Origin of the sequence: Pyxidicoccus sp. MSG2 (assembly GCF_026626705.1) — a bacterium.
In the GTDB taxonomy this organism is placed as follows: domain Bacteria; phylum Myxococcota; class Myxococcia; order Myxococcales; family Myxococcaceae; genus Myxococcus.
The window spans coordinates 1,906,943-1,925,210 of the sequence record NZ_JAPNKC010000001.1; the positions used below are offsets into that span (position 1 = coordinate 1,906,943).

General features: G+C 70.8%; 1 protein-coding gene (only partly in view). It reads left to right on the plus strand.

The whole window is internal to a non-ribosomal peptide synthetase gene (locus OV427_RS07275) on the plus strand: the coding sequence, 42,357 nt in all, runs 12,441 nt past the left edge and 11,648 nt past the right edge, and what appears here is coding positions 12,442-30,709 — codons 4,148 (complete) to 10,237 (partial); the first codon wholly inside the window starts at position 1. Both codon boundaries (start and stop) fall beyond the window edges.

Consider the following 18,268-nt stretch of genomic DNA (forward strand, 5'->3'; position numbering starts at 1 on the left):
ACGCTCGGCGCCTATGCCCATCAGGACGTGCCCTTCGAGAAGCTCGTCGAAGCGCTGCGCCCCGAGCGCGAGGCCGGACGCACCCCTCTCTTCCAGGTCATGCTCGCGTTCCAGAATGCACCCATGCCGGAGATGATGGGTGCGGGACTGAGGCTGAGTCCCCTCAGGGCCGAGCACCGCTCGGCGAAGTTCGACCTCACCCTGGCCCTCACCGACCGGGGCGAGGGCATCAAGGGCCAGCTCGAGTACAGCACCGACCTGTTCAGCGCCGCGACGGCAGCGCGGATGGTGGGGCACCTGCGCGCGCTGCTGGAAGGCGCGCTGGCGAATCCGGACCGCCCGCTCTCCCGAGTGTCCTTCCTCACTGAAGACGAGCGGCACCTGCTGTTCCACGCCTGGAGGCAGCCGGACGCCGCCACGGCCGCGGACGCCAGCCTGCACCGGCTCGTCCAGGCACAGGCGCGTCTCACGCCCGACGCGGTGGCCGCGGAGCATGACGGCCAGACACTCACCTGGCGCGAGCTGCACCAGCGCGCCCGCGAGGTCCACCGGGCGCTGTTCAAGCGCGGGCTGGCCGAGCTGCCCGAGCCGCCTCCGCTGGTGCCAGTGCCACGCACCGCGCCCCTGCCGCTGTCCTTCGCCCAGCAGCGGCTGTGGTTCATCGACCAGCTCGAGCCCGGCACGCCCGCGTACAACATCCCCATCGGAGTGAGGCTGGAGGGCGTGCTCCACGTGGACGCGCTCCAGCACGCGCTCTCCGAACTGGTGCGCCGCCACGAGTCGCTGCGCACCACCTTCCGCGAGCACGAGGGCCATCCCGTCCAGCACATCGCCCCCGCGTACGAGCTGCCGCTGTCCGTGGTCGACCTGGCCACTCACGGCCCGGCCGCCCTCGACGAGGCGAAGCGCCTCGTGGCCCGGGAAGGCGCCCACCGCTTCGACCTGGCCACGGGGCCGCTGCTGCGCGCACTGCTGCTGCGGCTGGCTCCGGCCGAGCACGTGCTGGTGCTCAACCTGCACCACATCGTCTCGGACGGCTGGTCCATGGGCGTGCTGGTGCGTGAGGTCGCCGCCAACTACGAAGCCTTCCGCCAGGGCCGGGCCGCACCACTGCCCGTGCTGCCGGTGCAGTACGCCGACTACGCCGTCTGGCAGCGCGAGTGGCTCCAGGCGGAGGTGCTCGAAGCGCAGCTCGGCTACTGGCGCCGCCACCTCGCGGGCGCCGCGACGCTGCAGCTCCCCACCGACAAGCCCCGCCCGCCGGTGCAGACCTTCCATGGCGGCCAGCTTCCCGTCCACCTGCCGCGGGCCCTGACCCAGACGCTCAAGGCGCTCTGCCAGCGCGAGGGCGTCACCCCGTTCATGCTCCTGCTGGCCTCCTGGCAAGCCCTGCTCGCGCGCTACTCGGGTCAGGAGGACGTCAGCGTCGGCTCGCCCATCGCGGGTCGTCAGCGTGGCGAGCTGGAGGGCCTCATCGGCTTCTTCGTCAACACGCTGGTGCTGCGCACCCAGGTGCGCGGCGGTGAGTCCTTCCGCCACCTGCTCCAACAGGTGAGGGAGACGGCCCTGGGCGCCTACGCCCACCAGGACGTGCCCTTCGAGCGACTGGTGGAGGAGCTGCGCCCCGAGCGCGACAGGAGCCGCGCTCCGCTCTTCCAGATCAGCTTCGCGTTGCAGAACGCCGTGGCCGCCAGCTCCCAGCCGCATTCCGAGCTCGCCCTGCGTCCGTTGGAGGTGGAAGGCCGCGCCGTCAAGTTCGACCTGGAGCTGAGCCTGGCGGAGTTCCCGGATGGCTACCGGGGTGAGCTCGGCTACAACACCGACCTGTTCGACGGTGCCACCATCGAACGGTTGGCCGAGCACTTCCGCGTGCTGGTGGAGGCCCTGGTCTCCCGGCCCGAGGCCCCGCTGGATTCCGTCTCCCTGCTGACGGAGGCCGAACGGCACCAGGTTCTGGTGGAGTGGAATGCCACCGCCACGGACTTCCCCGGCGACACGTGCGTCCACCAGCGCATCGAGGCGCAGGCGCGGCGCACCCCGGACGCGCTCGCCGTGGAGTCCGACGACGCGCGCCTCACCTACCGCCAGCTGGACTCGCGCGCCAACCAGCTCGCGCATGCGCTGCGTGCCCGAGGCGTTCGCACGGGCGACCGCGTCGCGCTGTGCGTACAGCGCTCCCCCGACATGGTGGTGGGCCTGCTGGGCATCCTCAAGGCCGGCGCCGCCTACGTGCCCCTGGCTCCGGACTACCCGCGCGAGCGCCTGGCCTTCATGCTCCAGGACTGCGGCGCTCGCGTGCTGCTCACCCAGCAGTCCCTGCTCGGCCTGCTGCCCGAGGGCACGGACGTCCTGTGCCTCGACTCCGGCGGGGACACCTTCTCGCGCGAGGACACCGGTGCACCGGCCGTCACCGTCACCTCCGACGACGCGGCCTACGTCATCTACACCTCAGGCAGCACGGGCCAGCCCAAGGGCGTCGTCATCCCCCATGGCGCCCTCGTCAACCACATGGCGTGGTTCCTCTCCGCCTTCGGCCTCACCGCCGAGGACAGGGTGCTGCAGAAGACGCCGCTGAGCTTCGACGCCTCCGTCTGGGAGTGCTGGGCCTCGCTCATGGTGGGCGCGCCGCTCGTGCTCGCTCCACCCGAGGCCCATCGCGACCCGGCCGCACTGGTGGCCTGCGTCGTGCGCCAGCGCATCACCGTGCTCCAGGTCGTGCCCTCCATGCTGCGCTTCATGCTGGAGGAGCAAGGGCTGCGCGGCGCCACGCACCTGCGCTGGCTGTTCTGCGGCGGTGAGGCCCTGGCCTCCGAGCTGGCCCCGCGCCTGCGGGCGCTGCTCCCGCGGACGCGGCTCGTCAACCTGTACGGCCCCACCGAAACCACCATCGACGCCACGTCCGCGCTCGCCACGGGCCAGGAGCGCGGCACCACCGTGCCCATTGGCCGGCCGGTGGCCAATACCCGCCTCTACGTGCTCGACGGCCACCTGCGGCCCGTGCCTCCGGGCGTCCCGGGAGAGCTGTTCATCGGCGGCGCGCAGCTCGCCCAGGGCTACCTCGACCGGCCCGCGCTCACCGCCGAGCGCTTCGTGCCCGATGCGTTCGCCTCCACGCCGGGCGCACGCCTGTACCGCACCGGTGACCAGGTGCGCTGGCTGCGCGACGGCTCGCTGGAGTACCTCGGCCGCGCCGATTCGCAGGTGAAGCTGCGCGGCTTCCGCATCGAGCCGGGCGAAGTCGAAGCTGCCCTGCTCTCCTTCCCCGAGGTGACCCAGGCCGTGGCCCTGGTGCGCGAGGACGTCGCTGGCAACCAGCGACTCGTCGGCTACGTCGCCGCGCCCGCGTCGCTCGACCTGGCCGCGCTGCGTACCTTCCTCGTGCAGCGGCTGCCCGAGTACATGGTGCCCTCCGCCTTCATGGTGCTGGAGGCGCTGCCGCTGACGCCCAATGGCAAGGTGGACCGGAAGGCCCTGCCCGTCCCCGACGCGGCCTCGTCCGCCGAGTCCTTCATCGCTCCGCGCACTCCCACCGAGGAGAAGCTGGCGTCGGTCTTCGCGGCCATCCTCCGGCTTCCCCAGGTCAGCGTCACCGGGAACTTCTTCGAGCTGGGTGGCCACTCGCTGCTCGCCACGCAGGTCATCTCCCGCATCCGCTCCACCTTCGGCGTGGAGCTGCCCCTGCGCGTCTTCTTCGAGGCGCCCACCATCGCCGCCCTCGCCGAGCGCATCGACTCCACGGGAGCCTCCCACCCGGAGACGGCGCCCGCCCTCGTCCCCGTGCCGCGCACGGGCCCGCTGCCGCTCTCCTTCGCGCAGCAGCGCCTGTGGTTCCTGGACCAGTTCCAGCCCGGCAGCTCCACGTACAGCATGCCGGCCTTCGTGCGCATGGAGGGACAGCTCGACACGGATGCCCTGCGCCGTGCGCTTTCCGAGCTGGCCCACCGCCACGAAGCCCTGCGCACCACCTTCGCCCAGCAGGAGGACCAGCCCTTCCAGCGCGTCTCTCCTCACGGCGAGCTGCCGCTGGAGACGGTGGACCTCAGCGCCGTTCAACCCGAAGCCGCCCGCCCCGAGCTGGAGCGGCGGCTGCGGGACGAAGCCCTCCGTCCCTTCGACCTCGCCACCGGCCCGCTGGTCCGCGCCTTGTTGTTGAAGCTGGGGGCCACCGAGCACGTGTTCGCCCTCAACATGCACCACATCGTCTCGGACGGCTGGTCCATGGGCGTACTGGTGCGGGAAGTCGCCGCACTCTACGAGGCCTTCTCCCAGGGCCGGCCCTCGCCCCTGCCACCGCTGCCCATCCAGTACGCCGACTACGCCGTCTGGCAGCGCCAGTGGCTCCAGGGCGCGGTGCTCGACGCGCAGCTCGCCTGGTGGAAGCAGCACCTCTCCGGCGTCTCCACCCTGGAGCTGCCCACCGACAAGCCCCGCCCGCCCGTGCAGACCTTCCACGGCGCGCACGTGCCCGTGGGCCTGTCGCGGTCCACGTCCGAGCAGCTCAAGGCGCTCTGCCAGCAACAGGGCGCCACGCCCTTCATGGCCCTGCTCGCCGCCTTCCAGGTGCTGCTGTCCCGCTACTCGGGCCAGCAGGACATCTCCGTCGGATCGCCCATCGCGGGCCGTCAGCGCGGAGAGCTGGAAGGCCTCATCGGCTTCTTCGTCAACACCCTGGTCCTGCGCTCCCGCGTGGAGGCCCCGTCCTCCTTCGTCCACCTGCTGCGCCAGGTGAAGGAGTCGGCGCTCGGTGCCTACGCCCATCAGGACGTGCCCTTCGAACGGCTGGTGGAAGAATTGAAGCTCGTGCGGGACACGAGCCGCAGTCCGCTATTCCAGGTGTTCTTCGCCCTGCAGAACACGCCCACTGCCTCGGCTCAGGGCAGGGGGCTGACGCTGCGTCCGGTCGAGGTGGACAACCCGACCATCAAGTTCGAGCTGCAGCTCGACCTGTTGGAGTCCACGGAGGGCTACCAGGGGGCGCTGAGCTACAACACCGACCTGTTCGAGCCGGCGACCATCGGCCGGATGGCGGGGCACTTCCGCGCACTCGTGGAGGCGCTCGTCGCCCGGCCCGACGCCCCTCTCGCCTCCGTGTCCATGCTGTCCGAGGCCGAGCGCCGGCAGGTGCTGGTGCAGTGGAATGCCACCGCCTCCGACTACCCGCGCGACTCCACCCTGTCCGAGGTCTTCTCGCAGGTGGTGGCCCGTCACGCCGACAAGGTCGCCGTCGAGTTCGGTGAGGAGAAGCTCACCTACCGGCAGCTCGACGCTCGCGCCAACCAACTCGCCTGGCACCTGCGTGGCCTGGGCGTGTCCACCGACTCCCGCGTGGCCATTGCCCTGGACCGCTCGCTGGAGCTCATCGTCTCCCTCGTCGCCATCCTCAAGGCTGGCGGCGCCTACGTCCCGCTGGACCCGACGTATCCGCGTGAGCGCCTCGCCGCCATGGTGGAGGACGCGCGTCCTGGCGTGCTCATCACCTCGCACGCGCTGCTGGCGAAACTGCCCGCTGAGGGTCTGTCCACCGTGGTGCTGGGAGACGTGTCCCTGGAGGCCTGCCCGAAGTCGACGCCTCCGATGGCCGCACTGCCTCAGAGCCTCGCGTACATCGACTTCACCTCCGGCACCACGGGCCGGCCCAAGGGTGTCGGCACTCCGCAGGCCGCCGTGCTCCGCACCGTCTTCGGCAACGACTACGCGCACCTGGGCCCGGATGAGACGTTCCTCCTCATCGCGCCCGTCTCCTTCGATGCCTCCACCCTGGAGCTGTGGGGCCCGCTGCTCCACGGTGCCCGCCTCGTCGTCTTCCCGCCGCACTCGCCTTCTGACTTGAAGGAGCTGGAGTCGGTGCTCGTGAAGCACGGCGTGACGACGCTGCACCTCACCGCCGGCCTCTTCACCCAGGTGGTGGACCACAACTTCTTCAGCTTGCGCTCCCTCCGCCAGGTGCTGACGGGGGGGGACGTGGTGAGCGCGCCGCACGTGCGCCGCGTGCTCGAAGAGCTGCGCATCCCCGTCACGGCCTGCTACGGCCCGACCGAGACGACGCTCTTCGCCTCGACCCACCGCATGACGGACGTGGCACAGGTGGGCACCTCCGTTCCCATCGGCCGTCCCATCGGCAATACGCAGGTGTATCTGCTGGATGCCTTCGGTCAGCCGGTCCCGGTGGGAGTCGTGGGAGAGCTGTTCATCGGCGGCGACGGCGTGGCCCGGGGTTACGTCGGCCAGCCCGCCCTCACCGCTGAGCGCTTCATCCCCGACCCCTTCTCCGGCGTGCCCGGAGCCCGCCTCTACCGCGCGGGCGACCTGGCCCGTTGGCGCAACGACGGCGTGCTGGAGTTCCTCGGCCGTGCCGACGCGCAGGTGAAGGTGCGCGGCTTCCGCGTCGAACTGGCCGAAGTCGAAGCCGCGCTGCTTGCCTTCCCCGAGGTGGGTCAGGCCGTGGCCCTGGTGCGCGAGGACGTCCCTGGAGACAAGCGCATCGTCGGCTACGTCGCCGCGCCCGAGTCGCTCGACGTCACCGCGCTGCGTGCACAGCTGAAGCAACGGCTGCCCGAGTACATGGTGCCCTCCGCCCTGGTGCGGCTGGACGCCTTCCCACTGACGGCGAACGCGAAGGTGGACCGCAAGGCCCTGCCCGCCCCGGAGGCAGTGTCGTCCGCTCCGGACGCGGCCTACGTGGCCCCGAGGACACCCACCGAGGAGCTGCTGGCCGGGCTCTTCGCCCAGGTGCTGCGTGTGCCACGCGTGGGCGTGAACGACGGTTTCTTCGAGCTGGGTGGACACTCGCTGCTGGCCACGCAGCTCATCTCGCGCGTGCGCGCCACCTTCGACGTGGAGCTGCCCCTGCGCGTGCTCTTCGAGGCGCCAACGCTCGAGGCACTGGCCGCTCGTGTCGATTCGGCACGGGAGTCCGCTTCGGGGAACCTGGCGCCCGCCATCGTCCCCGTGCCCCGCACGGGCGCACTGACCCTGTCCTTCGCGCAGCAGCGGCTGTGGTTCATCGACCAGCTCGAGCCCGGCAGCCCCGCCTACAACATGCCCGCCTTCGTGCGCATGGACGGGCCGCTCGACGTGGCGGCCCTCCAGCGCGGCTTCGATGAACTGGTGCACCGCCACGAAGCCCTGCGCACCTCCTTCGCCCATCAGGAGGGCCAGCCCTTCCAGCTCATCTCTCCTCTCGGTGAGCTGCCGCTGGAGTTCGTGGACCTCAGCGACCTGGAAGCCCAGGCCGCCCACGCCGCGCTGGAGCGCCACCTGCGCGAGGAAACCCAGCGCCCCTTCAACCTCGCCACCGGTCCGCTGGTCCGCGCACGGTTGCTGAAGCTGAGCGCCACCGAGCACGTGCTCGCCCTCAACATGCACCACATCGTCTCGGACGGCTGGTCCATGGGCGTGCTGGTGCGTGAAGTCGCCGCCCTCTACGAGGCCTTCTCCCAGGGCCGGCCTTCGCCCCTGCCTCCACTGCCCATCCAGTACGCCGACTACGCCGCCTGGCAGCGCCAGTGGCTCCAGGGCGCCGTGCTGGAGGAGCAGCTCGGCTACTGGAAGCAGCACCTCTCCAGCCTCACCACCCTGGAGCTGCCCACCGACAAGCCCCGCCCGCCCGTGCAGACCTTCAACGGCGCGGACGTGCCCGTTGCGCTCTCTCTCGCCGCCTCCGAGCGACTCAAGGCCCTGTGCCAGCAGGAGGGCGCCACGCCCTTCATGGCGCTGCTTGCCGCCTTCCAGGTGCTCCTCTCCCGCTACTCCAGGCAGCAGGACATCACCGTCGGCTCGCCCATCGCCGGCCGTCAGCGCGGAGAGCTGGAGGGTCTCATCGGCTTCTTCGTCAACACCCTGGTGCTGCGCACGAACGTGGAGGCAGGCGCGTCCTTCATCCACCTGCTGCGTCAGGTGAAGGAATCCTCCCTGGGCGCCTACGCCCACCAGGACGTGCCCTTCGAGCGACTGGTGGAAGAGCTCCAGTCCACCCGCGACATGAGTCGCAGTCCGCTCTTCCAGGTGTTCTTCGCCCTGCAGAACGCGCCCACCGCCTCGGCTCAGGGCAAGGGGCTGACGCTGCGTCCGGTCGAAGTGGGCAATCCGGCCATCAAGTTCGACCTGGAGCTGGGCCTGACGGACTCGCCGGAGGGCTACCAGGGCTCGCTCGGCTACAACACCGACCTGTTCGAGCCGGCGACCATCGGCCGGATGGCGGGGCACTTCCACGCGCTCGTGGAGGCGCTCGTCGCCCGACCCGACGTCCCACTCGCCTCCGCGTCCATGCTGTCCGACGCCGAGCGCCGGCAGGTGCTGGTGCAGTGGAACGCCACCGCCACCGACTACCCGCGCGGCGCCACCCTGTCCGAGGTCTTCTCCCAGGTGGTGGCTCGTCACGCCGACAAGGTCGCCGTCGAGTTCGGTGAGGAGAAGCTCACCTACCGGCAGCTCGACGCTCGCGCCAACCAGCTCGCCTGGCACCTGCGTGGCCTGGGCGTTTCCACCGACTCGCGCGTGGCCATTGCCCTGGACCGCTCGCTGGAGCTCATCGTCTCCCTCGTCGCCATCCTCAAGGCCGGCGGCGCCTACGTCCCGCTGGACCCGACGTATCCGCGGGAGCGCCTCGCAGCCATGCTGGAGGACGCCCAGCCGCGCGTGCTCATCACCTCGCGCGAGCTGCTGGCGAAGCTGCCCGCCGAGGGCCTGTCCACCGTGGTGCTGGAAGACATGTCCCTGGACGGCCAGCCGACGCATGCGCCGCCTCGGGCCGCACTGCCTCAGAGCCTCGCGTACATCGACTTCACCTCCGGCACCACGGGCCGGCCCAAGGGTGTCGGCACTCCGCAGTCCGCTGTGCTCCGCACCGTCTTCGGCAACGACTACGCGCACCTGGGCCCGGATGAGACCTTCCTCCTCATCGCGCCCGTTTCCTTCGACGCCTCCACCCTGGAGCTGTGGGGCCCGCTGCTCCACGGTGCCCGCCTCGTCGTCTTCCCGCCGTACTCGCCTTCCGACTTGAAGGAACTGGAGTCGGTGCTGGTGAAGCACGGCGTCACCACGCTCCACCTCACCGCCGGCCTCTTCACCCAGGTGGTGGACCACAACTTCTCCGCCCTGCGCAACGTGAAGCAGTTGCTCACGGGTGGCGATGTGGTGAGCGCGCCGCACGTGCGCCGCGTGCTCGAAGAGCTCCGCATCCCCGTCACGGCCTGCTACGGCCCCACGGAGACGACACTCTTCGCCTCGACCCACCGAATGACTTCGGTGGAGCACGTCGGCACGGCCGTGCCCATCGGCAGGCCCATCGGGAACACGCAGGTGTACCTGCTGGATGCCTCCGGTCAGCCGATCCCCGTGGGAGTCGTGGGAGAGCTGTTCATCGGTGGCGACGGCGTGGCCCGGGGCTACGTCGGCCAGCCCGCCCTCACCGCAGAGCGCTTCGTCCCAGACGCCTTCTCCGGTGTCCCGGGTGCCCGCCTCTACCGCACGGGCGACCTGGCCCGTTGGCGCAACGACGGCGTGCTGGAGTTCCTCGGCCGTGCCGACGCGCAGGTGAAGGTGCGCGGCTACCGCATCGAGCTGGCCGAGGTCGAAGCCGCGTTGCTTGCCTTCCCCGAGGTGGGTCAGGCCGTGGCCCTGGTGCGCGAGGACGTCCCCGGCGACAAGCGCCTCGTCGGCTACGTCGCCGCGCCCGAGTCGCTCGACACGGCCGCCCTGCGTGCCGCGCTCAAGGAGCGACTGCCCGAGTACATGGTGCCCTCCGCCCTGGTGCGTCTGGACTCCCTTCCCCTCACCTCCAACGCAAAGGTCGACCGCAAGGCCCTGCCTGTCCCCGACCAGGCACTGCTGTCGTCCGCCGAGACGCACGTCGCGCCTCGCACCCCCACCGAGGAGAAGCTGGCGTCGGTCTTCGCGGCCATCCTCCGGCTTCCCCAGGTGAGCGTCACCGGCAGCTTCTTCGAGCTCGGCGGTCACTCGCTGCTGGCCACGCAGGTCATCTCCCGCATCCGCTCCACCTTCGACGTGGAGCTACCCCTGCGCGCCCTCTTCGAGGCGCCCACCGTCGCCGCACTCGCCCAGCGCATCGACTCCACGGGAGCCTCCCACCGGGGAACGGCGCCGCCGCTCCTTCCCGTGCCGCGCACGGGGCCGCTGCCGCTGTCCTTCGCGCAGCAGCGCCTGTGGGTCATCGACCAGCTCGAGCCGGGGGGTGTCACCTACAGCATGCCCACCTTCGTGCGCATGGAGGGGACGCTCGACGCGGACGCCCTGCGCCGCGCGCTCTCCGAGCTGGCCCACCGCCACGAAGCCCTGCGCACCACCTTCACCCAGCAGGAGGGTCAGCCCTTCCAGAGCATCTCCCCTCTCGGCGAGCTGCCGCTGCACCTGGCGGACCTCAGCGGCCTGGAGCCGCGGGCCGCCCGCGCCGAGCTGGAGCGCCACCTGCGCGAGGAAGCCCTCCGTCCCTTCAACCTCGCCACCGGCCCGCTGGTCCGCGCCCGGCTGCTGAAGTTGAGCGCCACCGAGCACGTGTTCGCCCTCAACATGCACCACATCGTCTCGGACGGCTGGTCCATGGGCGTGCTGGTGCGTGAGGTCGCCGCCCTCTACGGAGCCTTCGTCCAGGGCAGGCCCTCGCCGCTGCCGCCCCTTCCCATCCAGTACGCCGACTACGCCGTCTGGCAGCGCCAGTGGCTCCAGGGCGCGGTGCTCGACGCGCAGCTCGACTACTGGAAGCAGCAGCTCTCTGGCGTCTCCACCCTGGAGCTGCCCACCGACAGGCCCCGCCCGCCCGTGCAGACCTTCCACGGCGCACGCGTGCCCGTGGTCCTCTCCCGGACGGCCTCCGAGCAGCTCGAGGCCCTCTGCCAGCGGGAGGGCGCCACGCCCTTCATGGCGCTGCTCGCCCTCTGGCAGGTGTTGCTGTCCCGCTACTCGGGCCAGGACGACATCTCCGTTGGCTCGCCCATTGCCGGCCGCACCCGCGGGGAAACCGAAGGCCTCATCGGCTTCTTCCTCAACACGCTCGTGCTGCGCACCCAGGTGGACGCACGCGCCACCTTCCGCGAGCTGCTCGCCCAGGTGCGCGCCACCACCCTGGGCGCCTATGAGCACCAGGACGTCCCCTTCGAGAAGCTCGTCGAGGAATTGCGGCCCGAGCGCAGCCTCAGCCACTCGCCCCTCTTCCAGGTGATGCTCGTCCTGCAGAACGCTCCGACGGGCGCCCTGGAGGTGCAGCAGGGGGCCGAAGGCAGCACCCCGCTGAAGCTGGAGGGGTTCGACCCCGGCGCCCAGGCCACCAAGTTCGACCTGACGCTGTCGCTGGGCCAGTCGCCGGAAGGACTGTCCGGCACGCTGAGCTACCGCACGGACCTCTTCGAGCCGGGCACCATTGCCCGCATGGTGGAGCACTTCTCCACGCTGGTGCAGGCCGCCGTGTCCGCGCCGGAAACCCGCGTGGGTGAATTGCCGCTCCTGTCCTCCGCCGAGCGCACACTGCTGCTCGAGTCCTTCAACGCCACGGCGACGGGGCCCGCGCCCCATATCTCCGTGCCCGCCCTCTTCGAGACCCAGGCCGCGCTTCACCCCTCTCGGCCCGCCATCGCTTGCGAAGGGGAAGTCCTCACGTACGCGCAACTGGAGGCCCGCGCCAACCAGTTGGCCTGGCACCTGCGCTCGCTGGGCGTGGGGGCCGACACCTGCGTCGCCCTCTGCCTGGAGCGCGGCGTGGACATGGTGGTTGCCCTGCTCGCCGTCTGGAAGGCCGGAGGGGCCTACGTCCCGATGGACTCGGCCCAGCCCGCACTGCGCCTCCAGGCGCTGGTACAGGAAGTGGCCGCGCCCGTGGTGGTGACGCATGCGCGGCATGCCGCCTCCTTCGCCGCCCTTCCCGTCGCGGTGGTGCGCCTGGACGAGGACGCCCCCATGCTGGAGCGACTGAGCACCAGCGCGCCCGCATGCGCGCCGCACCCGGAGCACCTGGCCTACGTCCTCTTCACCTCCGGCAGCACCGGCAGGCCCAAGGGCGTCGCCGTGGCCCATGGCCACCTGCTCACCTACGTCCACTCCGTCACCGACAGACTCGGCCTCGCCGACTGCTCCAGCTTCGCCCTCGTCTCCACCTTCGCCGCCGACCTGGGCAACACCGTCCTCTTCCCCGCCTTGTGCACCGGTGGCCTGCTCCACATCCTCACGCAGGAGCGCGTCGGCAGTCCCACCGGCGTCGCCGAGTACTTCCGGCGGCACCCCATCGACTGCGTCAAGATCGTCCCCTCCCACCTGGCCGCCCTGCTGACTGCGGCAGAGCCCCACCTCGTGCTGCCTCGCAAGCGCCTGGTGCTCGGCGGCGAGTCCTCCACGCCCGCGATGCTGCAGACGGTGCGCACGCTGGCGCCCGGGTGCGAAATCCACAACCACTACGGCCCCACCGAGACGACGGTGGGCGTCCTCGCAGGCCGGCTGGAATGGGCCGCGGCTGGCGCGGCTCCTGCCTCGGCGCCGCTGGGTCGGCCCCTGGCCCATACGCGCCTGTACGTGCTGGACGAGGCCCTGCAGCCCGTACCCCTCGGCGTGCCCGGAGAGCTGTACGTCGGCGGCGCCCAGGTGACGCGCGGCTACCTGCGCCGGCCCGACTTGACGGCGGAGCGCTACCTCCCCGACGCCTTCTCCCCTCTCCCCGGCGCCCGCATGTACCGCACCGGAGACCGCGTGCGCTGGCTGGCCGATGGCCGCGTGGACTTCCTCGGCCGCGCCGACTTCCAGGTGAAGGTGCGTGGCTTCCGCGTCGAGCCCGCCGAAGTCGCCGCCGTCCTGCGCGAGCACCCCTCCGTGCACGAAGCCCTCGTCGTCGCTCGCGAGGACGTGCCCGGTGACAAGCGACTGGTCGCATACGTCACCCCGGCTTCCGGCCCGCGCCCCGAGGCGGAGCCCCTGCGCTCCTTCCTCCAGCAGCGGCTGCCCGCGTACATGGTGCCCTCCGCCTTCGTTGTCCTGGAGGCGCTGCCCCTCACCTCCAATGGCAAGGTGGACAGGAAGGCCCTCCCCGCCCCGGACGCCGCCGCGCCTCGGGACGGCTACGTCGCCCCCCGCTCCCCCGTCGAGGAGCAGCTCGCCTCCCTCTGGGCCGAAGTCCTCCGCGTGCCTCGAGTGGGCGTGTCCGACAACTTCTTCGAGCTGGGCGGCCACTCGCTGCTGGCCACGCAGCTCGTCTCCCGCATCCGCTCCACCTTCGGTGTGGAGCTGCCCCTGCGCACCCTCTTCGAGGCCCCGACCCTGGAGGCCCTCGCCACGCGCATCGAGTCCGGACGGCTGACGGGACTTCCAAGCCAGGCGCCCGGCCTCGTCGCCCTGTCGCGCACGGGCGCCCTGCCCGTGTCCTTCGCGCAGCAGCGGCTGTGGTTCATCGACCAGCTCCAGCCCGGCAGCCCCGCCTACAACATGCCCATCTTCGCGCGCATGGACGGGCCGCTCGACGTGGCCGCACTCCAGCGAGGCTTCGATGAGCTGGTGCACCGCCACGAAGCCCTGCGCACCTCCTTCACCCAGCAGGAGGGCCAGCCCTTCCAGCTCATCTCTCCTCTCGGTGAGCTGCCGCTGGAGCTCGTGGACCTCAGTGCCCTGGAAACCCAGGCAGCCCACGCCGCGCAGGAGCGCCACCTGCGCGAGGAAGCCCTGCGTCCCTTCAACCTCGCCACCGGTCCGCTGGTCCGCGCACGGTTGCTGAAGTTGAGCGCCACCGAGCACGTGCTCGCCCTCAACATGCACCACATCGTCTCCGACGGCTGGTCCCTCGGTGTGCTGGTGCGCGAAGTCGCCGCCCTCTACGAGGCCTTCTCCCAGGGCCGGCCTTCGCCCCTGCCGCCCCTGCCCATCCAGTACGCCGACTACGCCGCCTGGCAGCGCCAGTGGCTCCAGGGCGCCGTGCTGGAGGAGCAGCTCGGCTACTGGAAGCAGCACCTCTCCAGCCTCACCACCCTGGAGCTGCCCACCGACAAGCCCCGCCCGCCCGTGCAGACCTTCAACGGCGCGGACGTGCCCGTCTCGCTCTCTCTCGCCGCCTCCGAGCGACTCAAGGCCCTGTGCCAGCAGGAGGGCGCCACGCCCTTCATGGCGCTGCTTGCCGCCTTCCAGGTGCTCCTCTCTCGCTACTCCGGGCAGCAGGACATTGCCGTCGGCTCGCCCATCGCCGGCCGTCAGCGGGGAGAGCTGGAAGGCCTCATCGGCTTCTTCGTCAACACCCTCGTGCTGCGCTCCCAGGTGGAGGACTCCGCCTCCTTCACCCACCTGCTGCGTCAGGTGAAGGAGTCGGCACTCGGTGCCTACGCCCATCAGGACGTGCCCTTCGAGCGACTGGTGGAGGAGCTCCAGTCCACCCGCGACATGAGCCGCAGCCCGCTCTTCCAGGTCCTCTTCTCCTTGCGGACCACACCCACGGCATCGGCCCAGGGCAAGGGGCTGGCACTGCGCCCGCTGGAGATCGACAACCCGACCATCAAGTTCGAGCTGCAGCTCCACCTGGCAGAGACCTCGGAGGGCTACCAGGGGGCTCTGGGCTACAACACCGACCTCTTCGAGCGTGCCACCGCGCTGCGCATGGCGAGCCACTTCCAGGTATTGGTGGAGGCCCTCGCCGCCCGGCCCGAAGCGCTCCTCTCCTCGGTGTCCCTGCTGTCTCCGATGGAGCGCCAGCAAGTGCTACGCGACTGGAGCGCCACCGCTTCCAACTACCCGCGTGAGTCCACGCTGCCTGAGGTCTTCTCGCACGTCGTGGCCCGCTTCCCGGACCACGTCGCCGTGGAGTTCGGCGACTCGCGCCTCACCTACCGCCAGCTCGATGAGCACTCCAATCAGCTCGCGCACCACCTGCGCGGACTGGGCGTGGGTGCCGACTCTCGCGTCGCCCTCGCCGTCGAGCGCTCGCTGGAGCTGATTGTCTCGTTGGTGGCCATCCTCAAGGCCGGTGGCGCCTACGTCCCCCTGGACCCGTCCTATCCACGTGAGCGACTGGCCGGCATGGTGGAGGACACCGCTCCCCAGGCCCTCGTCACCACACGCGCGCTGCTGGCGCGTCTGCCCGTGGACGTGCTCTCCACCGTCGTGCTGGAGGACGCAGCACTCGCTTCCGAGCCGACGCACGCGCCGGCCCCCGTCTCCCTGCCCGACTCGCTCGCCTACGTGGACTTCACCTCCGGCTCCACCGGCCGCCCCAAGGGCGTCGGCACCACCCACCGCGGCGTGCTTCGCACCCTCCTCGGCACCGACTACGCCCGCTTCGGGCCCGACGAAGTCCTCCTCCAGTTCGCTCCCATCTCCTTCGACGCCTCCACCTTCGAAATCTGGGCCGCGCTGCTGCACGGTGCTCGCCTCGTCGTCATGCCTCCGCAGGCCGCGTCGCTGGAGGAACTCGGCCACGTCATCCAGTCCTCGGGCGTCACCACGCTGTGGGCCACCATTGGCCTCTTCACCCAACTGGTGGACAACCCGCCTCCGGGGCTGAGCACCGTGAAGCACGTCATGACGGGCGGCGACGTGGTGTCGCCCGCCCACGTGCGTCGTGCCGTGGAGGGCCTGCGCATCCCCGTCACCGCCATGTACGGCCCCACCGAGACGACGGTGTTCGCCACAGCCTGGCCGGTGACTCACGCGCAGCAGGTGGGCTCCTCCGTCCCCATCGGCCGTCCCATTGCCGCCACTCAACTGTACGTGCTGGACGCGCACGGCCAGCCGGTGCCCGTGGGTGTCATCGGAGAGCTGTACATCGGCGGCGACGGCCTCGCGCGCGGCTACCTGGGCCAGCCGTCGCTCACCGCCGAGCGCTTCGTCCCCGACGCCTTCAGCGACGTTCCCGGAGCCCGCCTCTACCGCACCGGCGACCTGGTCCGCTGGCTCGCCGGAGGCGTGCTCGACTTCGTCGGCCGCGCCGACGCTCAGGTGAAACTGCGCGGCTTCCGCATCGAGCTCGGCGAAGTCGAATCCGCCCTGCTCACCCACCCCGAGGTCGCCCAGGCCGTCGCCCTGGTGCGCGAAGACGTTCCCGGCGACAAGCGCCTCGTCGGCTACGTCGCCGCTCCCGAGTCCCTCGACATCGCCGCCCTGCGCACCGCCCTCAAGCAGCGGCTGCCCGAGTACATGGTGCCCTCCGCCCTCGTGCGTCTGGACTCCCTGCCCCTCACCAGCAACGCCAAGGTCGACCGCAAGGCCCTTCCCCCGCCGGATGCGGCGCTGTCCTCCACCGGGGACTTCGTTGCCCCACGCACTCCCACCGAGGAGAAGCTCGCGGAGCTGTTCGCGGCCGTACTGCGCGTGCCCCAGGTGAGCGCCACCAGCAACTTCTTCGAGCTGGGCGGCCACTCCCTGCTGGCCACGCAGGTCATCTCCCGCATCCGCTCCACCTTCGACGTGGAGCTGCCCCTGCGCGCCCTCTTCGAGGCGTCCACCGTCGCCGCACTCGCCGAGCGCATCGAGTCCACTCGCCTGACGGGTGGCTCGCTCCAGGCGCCCGCTATCGTCCCCGTTCCCCGCACGGGCGCCCTGCCTGTGTCCTTCGCGCAGCAGCGGCTGTGGTTCATCGACCAGCTCCAGCCCGGCAGCCCCGCCTACAACATGCCCATCTTCGTGCGCATGGACGGGCCGCTCGACGTGGCCGCACTCCAGCGAGGCTTCGATGAGCTGGTGCACCGCCACGAAGCCCTGCGCACCTCCTTCACCCAGCAGGAGGGCCAGCCCTTCCAGCTCATCTCTCCTCTCGGTGAGCTGCCGCTGGAGCTCGTGGACCTCAGTGGCCTGGAAGCCCAGGCCGCCCACGCCGCGCTGGAGCGCCACCTGCGTGAGGAAGCCCTGCGTCCCTTCAACCTCGCCACCGGTCCGCTGGTCCGCGCGCGGTTGCTGAAGTTGAGCGCCACCGAGCACGTGCTCGCCCTCAACATGCACCACATCGTCTCCGACGGCTGGTCCCTCGGTGTGCTGGTGCGCGAAGTCGCCGCCCTCTACGAGGCCTTCTCCCAGGGCCGGCCTTCGCCCCTGCCTCCACTGCCCATCCAGTACGCCGACTACGCCGCCTGGCAGCGCCAGTGGCTCCAGGGCGCCGTGCTGGAGGAGCAGCTCGGCTACTGGAAGCAGCACCTATCCGGCATCTCCACCCTGGAGCTGCCCACCGACAAGCCCCGCCCGCCCGTGCAGACCTTCAACGGCGCGGACGTGCCCGTCTCGCTCTCTCTCGCCGCCTCCGAGCAGCTCAAGGCCCTGTGCCAGCAGGAGGGCGCCACGCCCTTCATGGCGCTGCTCGCCGCCTTCCAGGTGCTCCTCTCCCGCTACTCCGGCCAGCAGGACATTGCCGTCGGCTCCCCCATCGCGGGCCGTCAGCGCGGAGAGCTGGAGGGCCTCATCGGCTTCTTCGTCAACACCCTGGTACTGCGCACAAACGTGGAGGCAGGCGCGTCCTTCATCCACCTGCTGCGTCAGGTGAAGGAGTCGGCGCTCGGTGCCTACGCCCACCAGGACGTGCCCTTCGAGCGACTGGTGGAAGAGCTCCAGTCCACCCGCGACATGAGCCGTGGCTCGCTCTTCCAGATCCTCTTCTCCCTGCTGAACACGCCCACGCCGTCGGCCCAGGGCAAGGGGCTGGCACTGCGCCCGCTGGACGTCGACAAACCCACCATCAAGTCCGAGCTGCAGCTCACCCTGTCGGAGACCCCGGAGGGCTACCAGGGGGTACTGGGCTACAACACCGACCTCTTCGAGCGTGCCACCGCGCTGCGCATGGCGAGCCACTTCCAGGTGCTGGTGGAGGCCCTCGTCGCCCGGCCCGAAGCGCCCCTCTCCTCCGTGCCCCTGCTCTCCGAGGCCGAGCGCCAGCAGGTGCTGCGCGACTGGAGCGCCACCGCTTCCAACTACCCGCGCGAGTCCACCCTGCCCGAGGTCTTCACCCAGGTGGCGGCCCGCTTCCCGGACCACGTCGCCGTCGAGTTCGGCTCCGAGCGCCTCACCTACAGCCAGCTCGATGAGCGCTCCAACCAGCTCGCGCACCACCTGCGCCGGCTTGGCGTGAGTGCCGACTCTCGCGTCGCGCTCGCCGTCGAGCGCTCGCTGGAGCTCATCGTCTCCCTCGTCGCCATCCTCAAGGCTGGCGGCGCCTACGTCCCCCTGGACCCGTCCTACCCGCGCGAACGACTGGCCGGCATGGTGGAAGACACCGCTCCCCAGGCCCTCGTCACCACGCGCGCACTGTTGCCCCGCCTGCCCGTGGAGGGACTTTCCACCGTCGTGCTCGAGGATGCCGCGCTCAGCT